The following is an 18041-nucleotide window of genomic DNA, read 5'->3' as shown; positions in this document are numbered from 1 at the left end:
CCCGGCCCATCAAGGCCGGGCCCCCGCCCCCGTTTCCGTCCCCACCCCCGCCGCAGCCCTCGCCACACTCCGCCCGCCTCGATACGACCGCCGGTAGTCAATGGGCGGTACGCCGACCGCGCGCGTGAAGTGGCGGCGCAGGTTGGCGGCCGTGCCCAGGCCGCACAGCTCCGCCACCCGGTCCACCGGCAGGCCGGTCGTCTCCAGCAACTCGCGGGCGCGGGCGATGCGTTGGGCCAGCAGCCACTGCATGGGCGTGGTTCCCGTCGCCGCGTGGAAGCGGCGGACGAGGGTGCGCGGGCTGGTGTGGGCGCGGGCGGCGAGGGCGGCCACGGTGAGCGGCTCGTCGAGGTGCTCACCCGCCCAGTGCAGGAGCGGCGCCAGCGAGTCGTCCGTACGGTTCGGCAGCGGCGTCTCGATGAACTGCGCCTGGCCGCCGGGGCGGTGGGCCGGGGCGACGAGCTGGCGGGCGAGGGTGTTGGCGGCCCGGCTGCCGAAGTCCTCGCGCACCAGGTGCAGGCAGACGTCGATGGCCGCGGTCGAGCCGGCGCCGGTCAGTACGTCGCCGTGGTCGACGTACAGGACCGCCGGGTCGACGGTGACGGCCGGGAAGCGCTCGGCGAGCAGCGCCGCGTACATCCAGTGCGTGGTGGCCGTCCGCCCGTCCAGCAGGCCGGTGGCGGCGAGGGTGAAGGCGCCCGAGCAGAGGGAGACGAGGCGGGCGCCGCGGGCGTGCGCGGTGCGCAGCGCCTCGGTCAGCTCCGGCGGCGGGTCGCCGCGCACGTCCGCCGCGGCCGGTACCAGGACGGTGTCGGCGGTGATCAGTTCTTCGGGGCCGCAGGGGGCGTGGGTGCTGAACCAGGAGCGGGCCAGGGCGGGCGCGCCGTCCGTGCCGACGGCGCAGAGCCGCAGGTCGTACCAGTCGGCGGGGGTTTCGGGCCGGTCGGTGCCGAAGATGTGGCAGGGGATGGCCAGTTCGAAGAAGGGCAGTCCGTCGGTGACGGCGATGGCCAGGGAAGGCATGGCAGTAATGTAGCGGGTGCTGTCAGTCCTGCCACTCGTGACGGTGGTGCGGGGCCGCGATGCTTGCTGCGCATGACGAATCCGATCTCTTCCCGCCAGGGGCGCGGTGTGTCCGCGGCCGGTACGGGCGCTCCGCGTACGGCGGTCTCCGCGGCCGGTGCCGGCGGCCCGTGTGCGACGGGCCCCGCGGAGCGTGCGGCCGCGCCGGACCCGCGCCGCTGGCTGGTGCTGGCCATCGCCTCCGCCGCACAGTTCCTCGCCGTACTCGACATGATCGCGGTCACCATCGCGTTCCCGGCCATCGGCGCCGACTTCGCGTCCGCGTCCCCCGCCGCGCTCTCCTGGGTGCTCAACGCGTACACCGTCGTGCTCGCCGCCCTGCTCGTCCCGGGCGGGCGGCTCGCCGACGCGTCCGGCCGCCGCCGCAGCTTCCTCGTCGGCATGGTCCTCTTCGGGCTCGCGTCGGCGGCGTGCGGTGCCGCGCCCACCCTGGCGGTGCTGATCGCGGCCCGGGTCGCGCAGGGCGTGGCGGCGGCCGTGCTCATCCCCACCTCGCTGTCGCTGGCGCTGCCTGCCTTCCCGGCCCGGGAGCGGGCCACCGCCGTCGGGGTGTGGACGGCGGTCAGTGCGATCGCCGCCAGTGCCGGGCCGGTCGTCGGCGGGGTGCTGGCCGCTTCGGACTGGCGGTGGATCTTCCTGGTCAATGTGCCGGTGGTGGTCGCGGCGGTGGCCACGGGCGTACGGTTCCTGCCGCGCGCGGCGGCGGACGCCGGGCGGGAGCGCAGGCCGGGGCTCGACCCGCTCGGTACGGCCCTGGTCCTCGTCTGCATCGGTGCGCTGGTGACCTGCTGTGCCCAGGCGCCGCAGTGGGGTTACGCCGCGCCCGGCACCCTCGGCTTCCTCGCCGCCGGAGTGGCCGCGGGGGTGCTGTGCGCCGTGCACGTACGCCGCGCCGGGGATCCTGTGGTGCACCCGGACCTCTTCCGTACGCCCGGGTTCGCCGCCGCCGCACTCGGCCTGCTCGCCTACTTCGTCGCGTACGCGGCCACCACGCTCGGCGCGACGCTGCTGTTCACCGAGGTGTGGCACTACCCGGCCGAGAAGGCGGGGCTCGCCCTGGCGCCGTGGCCGCTGACGGTGCTGGTCGTCTCGGCGGTGTCCGGGCGGATCGTACGGGCGGTGGGGGAGCGGCGCGCGGCGCTCGCCGGGGCGCTGAGCTTCGTCGCCGTGCCGGTGTGGTGGCTGGTCGCCGCTCCGGCGGACGGGTCGCACTACGCCACCGGGTTCCTGCCCGGGCTGGTCCTGGCGGGCGTCGGCACCGGGCTGTACCAGCCGGTGATGTTCGCCGCGGCAGGCCGGCTGCCTGCGGGCCGGCTCTCGCTCGGGTCCGGGGTGCTGATGGTGGCCCGGCAGGGGGGTACGGCTCTCGGTGTGGCGGCGCTGGTGGCGGTCACGGGCGGGCAGCGGCAGCTGGACGCGGGGGCGGTGCGGTACGGCTGGTGGCTCGTCGCGGCGATGGCGGGGCTCGCGGTGTGGGCCGCGGCCGTCGTGCCCGCGCGGGACCGGGCGGCCTCAGGTACACGTGTTCGGTGAGGTCAAATGGCTTGTGAACACGGGCAGTTGGGGGAGGAGAAAGCGTTGACGGGGGCTGATCGCGACCCTAATCTTCTGTCACTCGACCGAGCGCAGCTCGATCAATTTGCGCAAGACCCCCGCCTGTAACGAAAGAAATCAGAGACGAGCCCGTTTCTCCGTCAGGCTGAGGAACCGGGTCGGGGCCCTGGGGCGACCAGATGCACAAGGGCGGAGCGTCCGCCGTGCCGACGGGCGTCCGGGGCCGGGGTGTGCGAACCAGCGGGGGGAGGGGGCGGATGAGCCTCTTCGAGGACGGCAGGCCCTTCTTGAAGGCGCTGCCGGCGCAGGACCGGCGGGCGCTGCTCGCGCTCGGCCGGGGCCGCAGCTACGCGCCGGGCGAGGTCGTCCTCAGGGAACACGACACCACCACCTTCGTGGTGGCCATCGTCCACGGCTGGGCCAGCGTCTCCCTGGAGACCGAGCGCGGAGTACGGCTCATCCTCGCGCTGCGCGGCAGCGGCGAGGTCGTCGGCGACCAGGCCGCCGTCGACCACCGGCCGCGCAGCGCCACGGTCACCGCGCTCGGGCCGGTGGACGGGGTCGTCGTCCCCGGTGACCGGTTCCGCGGCTACCTGGCGGCGCGGCCGGTGGCGACCGTACTGATCATGCGGCAGTTCAGTTCCCGGCTGCGCAGCTCGGACGGTGAACGGCGGTCCCTGGCCTCGGAGAAGGTGCTGCAACGGCTCGCCGCGCGCCTGGTGGAGCTGGCCGAGCGCACCGGCCACCCGGGTTCGGGCGGCGTGGACGTCGACCTGCCGCTGCCGCAGCACGACCTCGCGGCGGCCGTCGGCTCCACCCGCGAAGCGGTCGCCAAGGCGCTGCGCCTGCTGCGTGAACAGGGCGTCGTGCAGACCGGACCCCGGCGGCTGGCCGTGCTCGACCTCGCGCTGCTGCGACTGCTCGCCGAGGGGCGCACGGTCGCCGGCCGCACCCCGGCCGGCCCCGCTCCGATACGCCCCGAGCAATCTCCGCCGGCTGTGTAAACGGCTACAGCCCCGCCTTCCCGCCCCGGCCATGCTGCTTCATGTCGGCACGAACCAGGAGGTCCAGTGAGCACGGAAGCCTTGCACCGACTCGTCGTCAACGGAGACGTCTGCGGCTCCGGACTGCTGGGGTGGCGGGCGAAGCTGCGGATGCGCGAGGCGATGTACGAGGTCTTCGAGGCCGGGTTCGAAGCCGCCGGGGTCACCGAGCGGTCCTGCCACATCGAGGACCGCGGCGACGGCGTACTGGTCGCGCTCGCGCCCGACGTGCCGTCCGCGCACCTGGTGGGACCGTGGCTCGAAGGCGTCTACCAGAAGCTGCGCCAGGTCAACGAGGGGCGCGCGGAGCCGCTGCGGATGCGCGTCGCCATGCACGCGGGCCCGGTCGCCCAGGACGCCAAGGGGCTGGCCGGGCGCGCCGTGGACCTCGCCTGCCGGCTGTGCGACAGCGAGACCGCCCGCGGCGTCATGCGACTGGCCGGCCGGGCACCGCTGGTGTTCGTCGTGTCCGACGCGCTGTACCACGACGTCGTGGCGGAAGGCGGCACCTGCATCGAGCCCGAGCACTACCGCCGGGCGCGGGTGTCGGAGAAGGAGACGGACACGGAGGCGTGGTTCCACGTCCCCCGGCTGCCGTTCCCGCCCCTTCCGGCACAGACGTCGCACGAGGCACCGCCGTCCCCGGCGGTGCCGGCGCGGGACCGGCCGTACGCGACGGGGGTGCGCGCGGTCCAGGACCCGCCGCCGGAGCAGGGCGGCGGGGCGGGGCATGGGGGTGCGGTCCCGCCGCCCGCTTCCGGACGGGAAGAGGAGGGGGAGGGGGCGGGGGAAGAGGCGGGGACGGCAGCCGGTACGGCACCGGCGCCCGCCCCGTACCGGACCAAGTACCACTTCGGCTACATCGGTGGCGACCAGCAGACCGTCGACGGCGGCACCTTCCACATCGGCGGGGACTTCAACGGCATCCGCAAGGCCGGCACCGCCGCCAAGCCGCCTCCCGCATCCCGGCCCGCGCCGCCCCCCGCCACCGAGCCCGGACCGCCCCGCGCCCACACCCCCGGCACCGAAGCCGCACCCGAAGGCGGTGACCGGTGACCGGTACGGACGAGGGGGCGCCGCCCGCCGGCGACCAGCCCCCGCCGCAGCCCGACGGCAGGCCGGGCGGCCGGGACGACGCCGGCCGGCCGCCCAGGGACGGGAAGCCGGCCAAGGACGGCAAGGACGACAAGGACGGCAAGGGCGACGGCACCGAACAGCCCGAGGAGAAGCCCCGCCTGGGCGCCCCCAAGGGCAGTCCGCTGGGCGGCGCGGGGGAGGCGGGCGGCGCGCGTACCGCCCGCGAGGCCCGTACGAATCTGCACGTCGAGGGCGACAGCCAGATCTTCGACGGCAACACCTTCTACCAGACGCAGGTCCGCGTCGGTACCGACGACGTCTTCGTCGACGGGCCGGTGCCCGTCGAGGAACTGGAGCGCCTGGGCCGGGTCTACTGCCGGGCCCCCGGTTACGACGCGATGCGGACCCGGCTGCGGCGCACGCACCTGCTGGCGCTCTGCGGCGAGCACGGCACGGGCCGCACCTCCACGGGGCTCGCCCTGCTCCGGGACGTCGCGGCCGGGGTGTCCCGCCTCGACCCGGCGACCGCGCTCGACAGCGTCGCCCAGGAGAAGTTCGAGGCCGGCCGCGGCTACCTCCTCGAACTGCCCGCCGAGGACGCCGGCCCCGTACCTGCCCAGGCCGCGGTCCCCGACCAGGGCGGCAACGGGCGCGGGGCCGGACCCCGGCCCTCCGACCTGCACCTGGACCGGCTCAGCGCCCTGCTCGCCGGACGCGGGGCGTACGGCGTCCTGGTCGTGGGCGCCGGGGACTTCGCCGACCGGCTGGTGCGCGGCCGCTACGGCGCGCAGTGCACGCCCCCGCCCGCCGACGACGTCCTCGAACGGCACGTGGCCGACCTGCTCGCCGACGCCCCCGTGCAGCTGCTCCAGCTGGCCCGGGACAACGCCCGGCGTGCCGACGTGCAGCAGGCGCTGGGCCTGGACGCACTGCGGCCCGGCGAGGCGGCGCGGCTCGCCTGCCACCTCGCCGCGCACGCCAGGGGCGACGCTGACGACGGCCAACTGCTCGCCGCCTGTGCCGGGTTCGCGCAGCGTCAGGCGCGGGAGTGGTTCGCCGGGGCCGACCGGCCCGGCACCCTGCCCCAGGCGCTGCCCGCCCTGCGCGCCGCGGCCCTGCGGCTGTCGCTCGCGGTCTTCAACGGCGCCGCCGAGAGCCTGGTGACCGAGGTGGGCGAACTGCTCGCCTGGGAGCTGGCGGTCACCCTCGACCCCCAGTACGCGCCGGGCCGCCCGCTGTTCACCGCGCAGACCCAGGCCCGGCTGGCCGCCGCCCGCGCCGTGCCGGGCACGGGAGTCGAGGACCTGGGCGACGCGGCCATCCCCGTACGGGTGAGCCGCTTCCAGGGCCGCAAGCTGGCCACCGCCGTCCTGTACGAGGCGTGGGACGGTTACCACAACGTACGCGGCCCGCTGACCCGCTGGCTGCGGTCCCTGTGCGACGACCAGCGCCCCCAGATGTGGGTGCCCGCCGCGATCGTCGCGGGCACGCTGTGCCGGCGCGACTACCTGTACGGGTTCTCCGAACTGCTGCTGCCGCTGGCCCGCGCCGAGAGCCCGGTGCAGCAGATGGCCGCGGCCACCGCGCTGGCCGAGACCGCCCGCGACCCGCAGGTGCGGCCCGCCGTGCGCGGCCTGCTGCGCGGCTGGGCACGCGGCGACGACGAAGCCGCCTGCCAGATCGCGGCGTTCGCCCACGGCTACGGCATGGTGGCGGGCTCGGTCGCCGGCTCCCTGGACGAACTGGCGTACATCGGCTGCCGGGAGGACGACGACGATGCGGCCGAAGTCGCCTCGTACAGCGTCGTGCGGCTGCTGGCGGGCCCCGAGCCGGAAGTGGTGCTCAGGCGGCTGGCCCGCTGGCTCGGCGACCGGCGGCGGATCCGGCAGGACCTCGCGCTGATGGTGGTGCTGCGCGCCCTGTCCACCCGGACCTCCCACCTGTGGGGGCTCCAGGGCGACAGCGCCGTCCTGGAGTCGTACGGCTCCTGGCCGCTGGCGGCGGCCCTGGCCGCGGCCCACCCCGACCGGGCGCCCTGGCTGGCCGACCTGGTGCACGAAGCGCTGAACACCGCGCGGGCGGGCGCCGCGGCGCTGGAGGAGACGGGCGGCTGGATGCGGCGCGCGGCCAAGGACGAGCGGCAGCTCGACGTGTTGTGCGGGTTCCTGCCGCTGCTGGTGACGGGGCGGCGGGACCGCGACCGGTTGCTGCTGCTGGTCGCCCGGCTGGAGCGGGACAGTGACGAACCGCTCGCCCCCCGGGCGGCCGCGCGGATGCGGGCGGTGCTGGAAGGAGAGGGACGACGATGACGCAAGACGGCCGGAACGGCGCGCGGCACGGTGACGGGCAGGTCCCGGGGCCGGGTGCGCCAGGGGGACACGGCCAGGGGCCCGGAGGGACGGTGGCGGGCCCGCTGGTGCGGGAGTACGAGTCGTCCGGCCGGTTCCGGCGGCCCGGTACGCAGGTGGCCGCGGTGCTCACGTACAACAACGGCGGCCACAGCGTGATCTGGCCGGACCGCCGCGAGGACGTGGACAAGCCGCTGTTCAGGGGGCCCTTCAAGGTGATGGAGGTGCGGGCCGGCTGGCATGTGACCCAGTTCCGCACCGCACTGCCCGCGGCCGGTGACGCGGAGTCCTTCCGCGTGGAGGTGGAGGTGCGCTGGCGCGTCGTGGACGCGTACGCGGCGGTCCGGGCCAACGTCTGGAACCTCGCCCAGTACTTCTCGCCGGTCCTGCTCAGGGAGCTGCGCGGAGTGACCAGGCGCTACCGCATCAGCGAGGCGGAACGCGCGGACCGGGCGGTGGAGGACGAACTGGCCGACCTGCGCCTCGGACGCGAACTCGGCCTGGAGACCGAGGTGTTCGTACGGATCGACCTGAGTGAACGCGGCATCAGCGCGGAGCGGCAGCGCACCGAGATCGACCACGAGGGCGACCTCGCGCGCCGGCAGCACGTGGAGGCACTGAAGAGGGAACGGCAGGAACAGGAATTGACCCGGATGAAGGCCGCCGAGCTCCAGGAGATGCTCAGCGGCGGCGACGACCGGCGGCTCGCGTACTTCATGGCCCGCGACTCCGCCCACGAGTGGGACATCCAGCAGGCGTTCCGCCAGGAACGCCGGGAGGAGCGGGCCCTGTCGATCGAGACGGTGTTCCGCTTCGTCGACGGCGGCCTGATCGAGCGCCACGACCTCAACGACCAGACCCTGGCCGCCATCGACTTCCTGCGGTCGACGACGAGCGGCGTGGTGGGGCGGGCGTCCGACCACCTCCTGGAACAGCCGCGGCGGCGCGCGCTGGAAGGCGGCGGACCCCGCGGCGAACAGGAGCGCGGAACGGACCGCGAACAGGGCCGGGACCGCGGGCGGCAGCGGATGGACTGGGCGCAGGAGCCGGATCCGGACTCGGAGCCGAAACGGGGCCGGGAACGGGAACCGGAACGGGACCGGGAACAGGAACGAGAACGGGACCGGGACCGTGATGCCGGACCTCGTTCCGATTCCGGCCGGGAGGCGGTGTACGACGGCGACCGTGAGCTCTATCGGGACGGCCAGGACGACGAGTCCGGTGACGGTGACGGATACGCCGCCCGCCGCGACGCCCCGCACGAGCGGGACGACCGCGGCCGCGTCTACGAGCCCGACCGCGTCCAGTCGGCCGCCGAACGCGAGGACTACGACACCGGCCGGCCCGGGGACTTCCACGACGACCCGTACGACGACCGGTACGGCAGCCGGTACGACGACCGGCACGACGACCACCGGGAATGCAGTCGCGACGACCGCCGCGACGACCGCCGCGACGACGACCGCGACGGCCCCGCACCGCGCCGCGGCCGTGGCGCGGGCCTGGATTGGGGAAAGTGATGACCACCAGCGCTCCGCCCGCACCCGCGCCTGTAGCCGATCCCGCACCCACCCCCGCCCGCATATCAGCCCCCGCCCCCGCCCCCGTCCCTCCGCCCACTTCCACCCGCGGCCCCGCCCCCTGCTCCTGCCCCACCCCCTGCCCATGCGTGACCGCCGCCGGCTCCGACTTCGTGGCCGAGCGCCTGCTGAAGGTCGTACGCGAAGAGATCAGCCGGGCCGACACCAAGGCGTCCGTCATGCTGACCGGTGCCACGGCGGCGCTGGTCCTGCTGTTCGGCCGTGAGGTGCGGTTCCCGGTGCTGCCCGCCGCCGGGACCGCCCTGCTGCTGGCCGGCACCGTGCTGTGGGCGCTGGGCATGGCCATGTTCGTGGCGGCGGTGCTGCCCCGTACCCGTACCTCGGCGGACGGGCAGCTGACCTTCTTCCCGCAGCTGACCCGCGGCGTCACCGCCGAGGCGCTGCTGCCCCAGGTGGCCCTCGCGGGCCGGGACACCGGGCAGTGGGCCGTCGAGCAGGCCTGTGCGCTCGGCCGCATCCTCGGGGCCAAGTACCGCTGGCTGCGCTGGGGAGTAGGCTGCCTGGCGGCCGGCGGCTGCTGCGCCCTGACCGGGGGGCTGTGGTGAACATGACGCATCGGACCGCACCGGCGGCCGCGCGGACCCGGCGCGGGGCGCGCCGCGCCGCCGTCGCCGCCCTCACCGCGCTCTGCGCGGCCGTGCCGCTCGGCCCGCCGCCCGCGTGGGCCGTCCCGACGCCGGCCGCACCGTCCGCGGGCCCCGCGCCCGTCGACTTCTCCGTCGTCGTGGACGCCTCGGCCAGCATCGGCGAGGAAGCGCTGGCCCGTGAGGCCGAAGCAGCCGCACTGATCGGCCAGGGTGAGATCTCCGACCGGTCCCGGGCCGGCGTCATCGGCTTCGGCAGCGCCGAGAAGGAGGGCCAGCAGCCCGTACGGGAAGTGTGCCCGCCCACCGTCGTCGACGCCGCCGGCCGGCAGCGCATCAGCGACTGCGCCCGCCGGCTCACCGACCGGGAAGGCAGCAGCCTGGGCCCCGGCACGGACTTCCCGGCCGCCCTGACCCAGGCCCTGACCCGGCTGCGCGAGAGCGGTACGCAGGACACGCCCAAGGTCGTCTTCCTGCTCACCGACGGCAAGCTGAACGTCGAGGACAGCCCCGCCTACGGAGCCGACCCCGACGCCCGCAGACAGGAGGGCGAGAAGCGGCTGCGCGAGGTCCTCGACCAGGCGCGCCGCGAACACGTGCAGATCTGGCCGCTGGGCTTCGGCAAGGGCATCGACCAGCAGGCCCTCCAGCAGATGGCCGACGGCGGCTACCGCAACGGCTGCGCCGACCTGCCCGGTTCCCGGCCCCGGCCGGAGGTCGTGGACGGCGCGGCGGACGTCGACAAGGCGCTCCAGAACGCGTTCGCCGCCGCCCGCTGCGCCCGCGTCGAGGAGGGCACCAGCGCCAAGCCGCCGGGCGACCTGACGGTGACCATCCCGCCCATCGCGACCGACGGTTCGATCACCGTCACCAAGCGCGACCCGCGGGTGACGGCCACGTACTACGACCCCAAGGGCCGCAAGGTGCCCCTGCAGGGCGACTTCGACGGCTCCCGCTTCGAGGTCAGCGGCCAGGACGGGCCGGTCGAGGCGCTGCGGGTCAAGGACCCGCTGCCCGGGACGTGGCGGGTGCGGCTGTCCGCGCCCGAGGGGCACCGGGACCAGCCCGCCACCGTACGGGCCATCTGGCAGGGCGTGCTGCGCTCCTCGGTCACCCTGGAGCCGTCCGCGCCCAGACCCGGTGAGGACGTCGTCGTACGGATGCGCCTCCAGACCCGGCGCGGTGTGGTGATCACCGACCCCGGACAGCTCGCCGGGGTACGGGCCGCCGCCCAGCTGTCCGGTGACGGCTTCGAGCCGGTGGACGTCCCGCTGCGCGACGACGGCGCGGGCCCCGACGACCGGGCGGGCGACGTCCTGTACGGGGGGAAGGTGACGGTGCCGAAGACGGCCACCGGCGCCCTGCGGCTGACCGGCGCGATCGCGGCGCCCGGCGTCACCGGCGACCGGCGGCCCTACGACACCCGGACGGTCCCGGGCACCGCGCCCGTGGCGGCCGGTGTGACGCTGGAGGGCCACGACGTGCACCCGGGCGGCACGGTCACCGGCAAGCTGGTCGCCCGCAACAACGACAGCCGCCCGCACACCCTGCGCCTCGGCCTGGCCGACCAGTCCTCGGCGGCGGCGCTGCGCATCAGCCCGGCCACCGTCACCGTCGCGCCCGGCTCCCAGGAGCCGGTGCCCTTCGCCGTGTCCTTCGGCACCGGCGCGCCCACGGGCGACACCGGCGGCCGGATCACCGTCACCGACCGGACCGACGGGGGCCGCGAGGTCGGCTCCGCCTTCCTGACCGTCACCGTCACTCCCGCGCCCACCTGGTGGGACCGGTGGTGGTGGGCGGTCATCGGGGGCGCGGGCCTGGTGCTCGCCGTCGCCGCCGTGATCGCCGTACGCGTCTGGTACGGCGGGGTGCGCAGCTCGTTGCAGGGGCTCGTCCTCGAACTGCGCCGCGGCGGGCGGCCCTTGGACGAACTGGAGGTGCGCGGTTCCCGTACGAAGAGGTTCTGGTTCGCGGTGGAGGACCCCACCTCGGACCGCCCCGGTCTTCAGGTCCGCAGCAAGCGCGCGGCGAGGACGTACCGGCTCCGGCGCAAGGGCGACGGGCTGCGGCTGCGGGGCCCGGACGGCAAGGAGCAGTCCGTGCCGCGCGGCGCGCCCGCCCGGCTCGGGAACGACCTGGAGCTGTTCGCCCGCGGCGGCAGCCGGCCGGGCCGGACACGTACGGGCCGGGGGCGCCGGCCGGGCACGGCAGCCGGCTCCCGCGCCACGGCCGGCCGGTTCGGCAGCTTCACCGGCCGGGGCGGCACCGGCGCGAACGGCGCCGGCGCGCGGGGCCGGCGCGGCGCCCCGGCCCACGGCACCGGCCGGCCGGCCGGGACGAGCGGCGCGGGCAGTCCGGGCGGCTCGGGCGGTTCCGGCGGGACGGGCGGGGCGTCCGGATATGACTCCGCGTTCTGAGGCGCCCGCGCCACGGCGCCATGGTCCGGGCGGCCGGCAGTCCGGACCACCGGCGGCACCACATCTCGCAGCACAGGCCGCCCCCGACGGGCGGACGAGGGGAGCGACGACATGAAGATCTACCAGCCCATGCTGTTCGTGGGGCTGGGCGGCACCGGCGCCCGGATCGGCGCCGAACTGGAGCGGAACCTGCGCCGCGAACTGTGCGGCCCGGACGGTACCGACCTGGTCGGCCGCGGCAAACAACGGGTTCCCTTCCAGCTGCCCGACTGCCTGCAGTTCGTCTACGCGGACTTCAGCGAGTCCGAACTGGACCGGCTGCCGCACCTGAGCGCCCGCGGCCCGCAGGCAGCGGCGTTCGCCCGTACGTCCCGGGCCGTGCACAACCTGCTGCCCACCTACGACAACTCACCCGAGATGACCCGGATGCTGCGCATCGCCCAGCACGAGGAGACCGCGGGCTGGCTGCCCCCGCGGGTCGACGAGCCCCGGGTCTCCCCGCTGCACACCGGCGCCGGGCAGCTGCCCACCGTCGGCCGGGCCGCGCTCTTCGCCACCCTGCGCAACGGACCGGACCAGGTGCTCGGCCCGCTGCGCGAGGCGATCGACGCGCTCAGCAAGTCGGCCGGCGACCTCCAGGAGCTGGGCGGCGGACAGATCCGCGGCTACGACGTGTTCGTGGCGTTCTCCGTCGCGGGCGGCACCGGCGCCGGCATCTTCTACGACTTCCTGCACCTGATCGGGCACGCCTTCCACTCGGTGAACCTGCCCGGCGCGAAGATCTACCCGCTGGTCGTGATGCCGTCGGCGTTCCCGCCGGAGTCCGGCGGCGGCCGGGAGGCCGAACTGAACGCCGCCCGCGCCCTGGTGGACCTCTCGCACCTGGTCGACGACCAGAACGCGGCCGACGCCGCCGCCGACCTCGGCGACGTGGAACAGCGCGGCTCGCTGAGCGTGAAGTACCCCGACATGGTGCCGGTCAGCCTGCGTACCTCCACCGTCCAGACCGCGTTCCTCTTCAGCCGCACCGCCGGGATGCGCCCCGACGACCTGCGCCGCTCCATCACCGCCATGGTCACGTCCCTGATCGGCACCGACCTGGGGGAGGAGAACGCCCGCGGGCGCGCCGACGACGCGTACCAGTCCTTCGCCGCGAGCTTCGTCAACCGCGGCGCCAGCCGGTCGGCGGCCGCCGCCACCGGTATCGGCCTCCAGGGCATGTCCACCAGCCTCGCGGCCTCCATGACCGTACCCGTCGACGAACTCGCCGAGATCGTCGCCGCCCGGATGCTGGCCTGCGCCGTACGGGGCCTGCTGGACCGGGCCCGGCAGGGCGGCGAGGACCACCGTGCCCTCGTCGTCGAGGCGTTCAAGGGCTCCGGCATCGAGGACGTGTGGGTCCGCGAGGCGCGGCCCGTGAAGGCACCCGACCAGGTGCCCAAGGGCGTCCGGGCCATCAGCGAGGAACTGAACAACCGGCGTGCCAACATGGAGAGCCAGCTCCGCCTGCTCGGCAAGGACCTCTCGCGCCGGCTGGCGGAGAGCGCGGAGCGCTTCAACCCGCGCCGTGCGCTGCTGCACCTGCTCAAGGAGCACGACCCGTTCCGCCTGGAGCGGGTGTTCACCGGCAATCCGGGCGACAGCGACCGGGTGGCCCAGGCGGGCTTCTCCGGGATGCTCGACAACCGGCGCAACCACCCCGAGTGCCCGCCGGGGGTGGAGACCAACCCGCCGGAAGTGCCGCGCATCGGCCGCCGGATGGGCGGCGTGGTGCCCGCGCGCTGGGGCGACCCCGAGGTGGACGCCGCCATCCAGGAGCAGAACGCCTGGTACCGCTGGGCGGCCAACCGGACCTGGCACGAGCGGTGGAAGGCGCAGGAGTCCCGCTGGCGGCCGATCGCCGACCGTACGCTGAAGGAACTCGCCGCGCTGGTACGGGCGTTCCGCGACCACGAGGAGGGGGAGAACGGCCAGTTCCGCGAGCGGCGCCGCGAGCTGTACCGCGAGGACCGTACGGGCGTGTCGTACCTGCTCCCGCCGCAGAACTCCCTCGACGCCTTCTACGACGACGTCCTGACCCGCCTGCTCCAGCGCGAAGGCATGCCGGACAACCAGGACGAGGCCGCGCTGCTCGCCCGGATCGTCGAACCGCGGCACTGGGAGCGTGCCCTGGAGGCCGTCCAGCGCTCGCCGCGCGCCGCCGTCAAGGAGGTCAAGCAGGTCCTGGAGGGCCGGATCAAGAAGCTGTTCGGGGAGGCCGGTGTCCACCACGAGCGGCCGCTGCTGCCGTCCCTCGGCGACCTCCTCGCGGCGGCGTCCGGGGACGAGGAGGCCGCTGACGCGGTCGACGAGAAGTGGCTGGAGCAGTTCCGTTCGCAGCTCGCCGGGCTGCTGCCGGCCGGCTTCACCCCGGACGGCACCGGCAAGCTCAAGACCCTCATCGTCCGCCCGCAGACCAAGGCCAAGGGCAGCGTGGACCGCTTCCTGGAGCAGTCGCTGCTGCTGCCGCGCGACGAGAACCGGCTGCCGCCGGAGTTCCGGGCCGTGGTCACCGAGTCGATCACGGTCGTGCTGTTCCGCAGCGAGATGAGCCTGACCGACATCTCCGAGGTGCGGCAGGTACTGCGCCTATGGGGCCGGGCCAGGGACCGGGAGGGCCGCGAGGACCACCTCCAGTGGCGCCAGCGCACCGGCTACCGCGACTCCTGGCTGGCCAGCACGGAGAGCGACCGGCAGCGGGTGCTGCAACGGATGCTGAGCGCCATGTGGAACGGGCGCGTCGAGGTCACCGGCGACCCGCTCTCCCCGGAGAGCGTCTGCTTCCGGCTGCGCGGCGGCGACTCGGCCACCATGACCCTCGCCCTCCAGCCGTACGACCGGGACGTCTCCAGCTGGTCCGACCTGCTGCGGGCGTACGAGCGCTGGGCGCTGCTGGACGCCGGTTCGGCGGTCAAGGACTTCTGCTCGGTGCTGATGGAGGCCCTGCCGGAGGACCTGAGCACCACACCGAGGGAACCGCACCCGCTGTTCTGGACCTTCCTGCGCCGGGTCGCCCCGGCCGAGGGCAGACGGCTCCGGCAGCGCGCCCACGACCTGAACGAGGACGAGCAGGACTGGATCGAGCCGCTGCTCCACTTCTGGACCACCACCCTGGACGGCGCCCTCGACCTGCGCTTCCCCAGGAGCCTGCGCGCCAACCGGCCCTCGCTGCGCGCCCTGGCCCAGGCGCAGCAGGCGCGGGAGACCGGCGCCTCCCCGGCCCCGCTGCACCAGGCCAACGGGCACGGAACGGGTGCGGAAGCACGTACGCGGCACACCGAGCCGTACGAGCCGGACCGGCCCGCACGAGAACGGTACGAACGGGACCGGAACGGTGCGGACGGGCAGGAACGGGACCGGTACGAGCGGGACCGGAACGATCCGGGCGGACAGGAGCGGGACCGCTTCGAGCGGGACCGGAACGGAACCGAGCGGCGCGCCCCGCGCCCACGCGACCCGGACCCGTACGAGCCGCTGTCCCGCCACTCCAAGGACCCGTACGAGCCGCAGGCCAAGCCCGGCGACGGCCGCGCGGCGGGCGACGACGGGCGCGACCTGTGGGCCGACCCGTGGGACGAGGAGCCGAGGGAGGAGGACCTGCTGTGAGCGCCCGCATCGCCGCACCGGTCGTCACCCTCGACCTGCGGGGCGGCCACGCCGGCCTGGACGGCGCGGACGGGCTGCACCGCGCCGTCCGCACCGCGCTGGGCGGAGCCCCCGCCCAGGAGGCCGAGCGCTTCCTGCTCGTGGACACCGCCACCGGCCTCGCCCGCCACCAGCGCGTCTACGAACAGGTCCTGGCCTACGGCACCGGCCGCGCGCTGTGCGTCGCGGTCGGCGCCCCGCCCGCGGAACCGGGGGACGGCATCGCGGTGCCGCCCGCACCGACCCCCTGGGCCCTGGACCGGCCCTCGCCGCTGCGCCCGCCCGCCGTCGGCGTGCTGTGGATCCTCGACCCGCACTGCGGCACGGTGGCCGCCCCCGCCCCGGACGAGGACGAGGGCGCGCTGCGCCCGCTGCTCGACATCCTCGCCACCCCCGCGGTGTTCGACGCCGTGCTGCACGCGGTGTCGGAGATCCCCGACGGCGTGGCCGTGCCCGCCCTGCGCGTCCTGGAGCACGACCTGTCGCCCACCGCCCGCGACCGGGTCCGGCGGCAGGCGCTGGCCGGCCTCGTCGGCCAGGACGACCCCGGCGGCCGGGTCTCGGTCACCGACCCGGAGGCGGGCGGGGTGCCCGCCGTACTGGCGCCGCTGGTCGGCGCCGGCACGGCCAGGCCCGTGGAGAGCGAGGACTGGCGGCGGCCGGGCGGCGAGGCCGACGAGCGCCACCGCGCCTGCGAGACGGCGCTGCTGGACGCCGAGGACGCGTACGAACGGCAGCGTGGCGCGGGCGGCCTGCTGCGCGGGGCCGAGGGCCTGGACCTCGCCGAGAGCCTGGAAGCGGCCGCGGCGGAACTGGCCGCGTACCGCGAGACCGTCGCCGAGACCCTCCGCGACGGGGACGGCGTCGGACTCCCCCCGGAACAGCGCCGACGGCTCCACGAACGCGGCATCGACCTGCCCCGCGTACCGGAGGCCGACCGCGAACGGATCGGCCCCGGCCTGCGCGGCTACACCCAGCAGCTGCTGACGCAGCGGCTGCCGCTGCGCTCGACGGCGGCCCGGCTCGGCGCGGTCGCCGACCTGGCCACCCCGGCCGGCAGCGCGGCCCGCCTCGGCCGTCTCGACGAAGTGTGCCCGCCCGGCCTGCCGCGGCAGCTGGCCGGGCCCCGCCCGTTCGAGGTGCGCGGCGCGGCCGTCACCGAACTGGCCGGCGGCTTCGCGGTCGCCGCGGCGGCCGGACTGTGGCCGGGCCCCGGCTGGGCACTGGGGCCCCTGACGGCGTCGGCCGCCGCCGGGCTGACCGCGCTCGCCCTGGCCCGCCGCCCCGGACGCACCGGGGACGGCCGCCTCGACGGCGGCGGCCGGTCGGGCGCCCTGGCGCAGTGGTGCGCCGGACTGCTCGGCGCGGGCGCCGGCATCGCGCTGGGCCACGCGCTCGCGGTGCCCGCCTGGCTAGGGCTGAGCACCCTGCTGCTGGCGCTGATCGTGCTGCCGCTGCTCGCGGTACGCCGCTGGACCGAGGCCCTGGACACCTGGTGGGCGGCGGGCGGCGGCGCCGGGGGCCGGGACGCGCTGCGCGCCCTCGACGGACTGCTGACCGATGCCGTCAACCACGACTGGCTGCTGGCGGACGCCCGCCTGTACTGCGCCGACGGCGCGCGGGCGGTCGCCGGGATGATCCGCCGGGCCGCAGCCGCCGCGGAGGGCCGGGAACCCGTACCGGTGACGGCGGGACGCGACGGCGGCACGGCGGCCGGCGCCCGGGACGCGGGCCCGCCGGCCGCCGGCCTGCCGGACGACGACTGGTTCGGCCCGTCGTACGGCCAGGACGCCGCGCCCCGCGCCGCGTACGACTCCTTCGAGAGCGCCGACCCCCGCTACGACGACGCCACGGCCCAGAGCTGGGACGACTGGGACGACTGGGACGGGGAACCGGAACCGGACGGCGGACCGGCCACCGGCCGCGACACCCCCTGGCGGGATCCGCTCGCCGACACGATGCCGCCGCCCCGGCCACCGGGCGACGACACCCCGGCCGCCACCCCCGCCGCGCCGCCGCCCGACGACGTTTCCGTCCCCTGGCTGGAGCGCGAGGCGGGCGACGGCGGGCCCGAACTGGTCGCCACTCTCGTCGGCGACCTCGCCGACGGTATCGCCGACCTCCTCGACCCGTACTGGGGCGCCATCGAACGCGACCCCGGCGCGGCCACCGCGCTGCCCCTCGACCGCGAGGTGCGGGCACTGATCGACGACGAGACCGCCCGGCTGGCCCGGGACGGCGTCGCCGCCGCCCCGGCGTTCGCGCGCGATCCCGCGGCCCGGCCGGACCCGGCCGTCCTGCTCGGCCTGGCACCCGACCGGGTCACCCGGATCCTGCGCGAACACGGCGACGGCACCGGCACGGTGCCGCTGTGCGCGGCCGAACACCGCCGGCTGCTCTCCCGCGACCGGCACGCCGGACGCGGGGTGCGCTTCGCCCCCGACGTGGCACGGCGCGGCGAGGACCCGCTGTCCGACGACGGGCCGGGGCCGGGCGCCGAGGACATGGTGTGGACCCCGGCCGGCCGGTACGCGGGCGTCTTCCGGCTGCTGCCGCTGCGCACCGGATCGGTACGCACGGTCCGGCTGCGCGGCGGCAGCGGCACCACCGGGCCGGAACTGCCGGCGAACGCGAACGAATGAGGGGACGT

10 protein-coding genes are annotated in these 18041 nt (G+C 75.8%); 9 read left to right on the top strand and 1 reads right to left on the bottom strand.

Translation table 11 applies throughout. The annotated features are described in order from the left end of the window. Positions 1 to 9 precede the first annotated feature (9 nt). Positions 10 to 1023 (bottom strand): helix-turn-helix domain-containing protein, encoded by a 1014-nt coding sequence (locus tag AB0L45_RS23400; protein WP_365842876.1) that lies wholly within the window; start codon positions 1021 to 1023, stop codon positions 10 to 12. Positions 1024 to 1095: 72 nt separating this feature from the next. Between AB0L45_RS23400 and AB0L45_RS23395 the strand changes: the two genes are divergently transcribed. The 9 genes from AB0L45_RS23395 (at position 1096) to AB0L45_RS23355 (ending at position 18033) form a co-directional block, all read left to right on the top strand. Next, positions 1096 to 2616 carry an MFS transporter gene (locus AB0L45_RS23395; protein WP_365842874.1) on the top strand — a complete coding sequence of 507 codons (1521 nt, stop codon included), beginning with the start codon at positions 1096 to 1098 and terminating at the stop codon, positions 2614 to 2616. A 278-nt stretch (positions 2617 to 2894) separates the two neighbouring features. Then, positions 2895 to 3641, top strand: coding sequence for a Crp/Fnr family transcriptional regulator (locus tag AB0L45_RS23390; protein WP_365842872.1), 747 nt, complete (start codon positions 2895 to 2897; stop codon positions 3639 to 3641). Between the two features lie 66 nt (positions 3642 to 3707). Next, the gene (locus AB0L45_RS23385; RefSeq protein ID WP_365842870.1) at positions 3708 to 4736 is read left to right on the top strand and encodes a hypothetical protein; all 1029 of its coding nucleotides are present in this window, start codon (positions 3708 to 3710) and stop codon (positions 4734 to 4736) included. Next, entirely contained in the window at positions 4733 to 7066 is a 2334-nt protein-coding gene (locus tag AB0L45_RS23380) for a hypothetical protein (RefSeq protein ID WP_365842868.1), read from the top strand. The genes AB0L45_RS23385 and AB0L45_RS23380 overlap by 4 nt, the downstream gene beginning before the upstream one ends. Beyond that, the gene (locus AB0L45_RS23375) at positions 7063 to 8625 is read left to right on the top strand and encodes a hypothetical protein (RefSeq protein WP_365842866.1); all 1563 of its coding nucleotides are present in this window, start codon (positions 7063 to 7065) and stop codon (positions 8623 to 8625) included. The genes AB0L45_RS23380 and AB0L45_RS23375 overlap by 4 nt, the downstream gene beginning before the upstream one ends. 149 nt (positions 8626 to 8774) lie before the next feature. Then, positions 8775 to 9251 (top strand): Pycsar system effector family protein, encoded by a 477-nt coding sequence (locus AB0L45_RS23370; RefSeq protein ID WP_365842864.1) that lies wholly within the window; start codon positions 8775 to 8777, stop codon positions 9249 to 9251. 2 nt (positions 9252 to 9253) lie between these two features. Continuing rightward, entirely contained in the window at positions 9254 to 11707 is a 2454-nt protein-coding gene (locus tag AB0L45_RS23365; RefSeq protein ID WP_365842862.1) for a vWA domain-containing protein, read from the top strand. A gap of 111 nt (positions 11708 to 11818) precedes the next feature. Next, the gene (locus AB0L45_RS23360; RefSeq protein WP_365842860.1) at positions 11819 to 15352 is read left to right on the top strand and encodes a tubulin-like doman-containing protein; all 3534 of its coding nucleotides are present in this window, start codon (positions 11819 to 11821) and stop codon (positions 15350 to 15352) included. Next, entirely contained in the window at positions 15349 to 18033 is a 2685-nt protein-coding gene (locus AB0L45_RS23355) for a hypothetical protein (protein ID WP_365842858.1), read from the top strand. The genes AB0L45_RS23360 and AB0L45_RS23355 overlap by 4 nt, the downstream gene beginning before the upstream one ends. Positions 18034 to 18041 lie beyond the last annotated feature (8 nt).

Origin of the sequence: Streptomyces sp. NPDC052496 (assembly GCF_040679095.1) — a bacterium.
Classification (GTDB): domain Bacteria; phylum Actinomycetota; class Actinomycetes; order Streptomycetales; family Streptomycetaceae; genus Streptomyces.
This window is presented reverse-complemented; position numbering and strand designations above follow the sequence as displayed.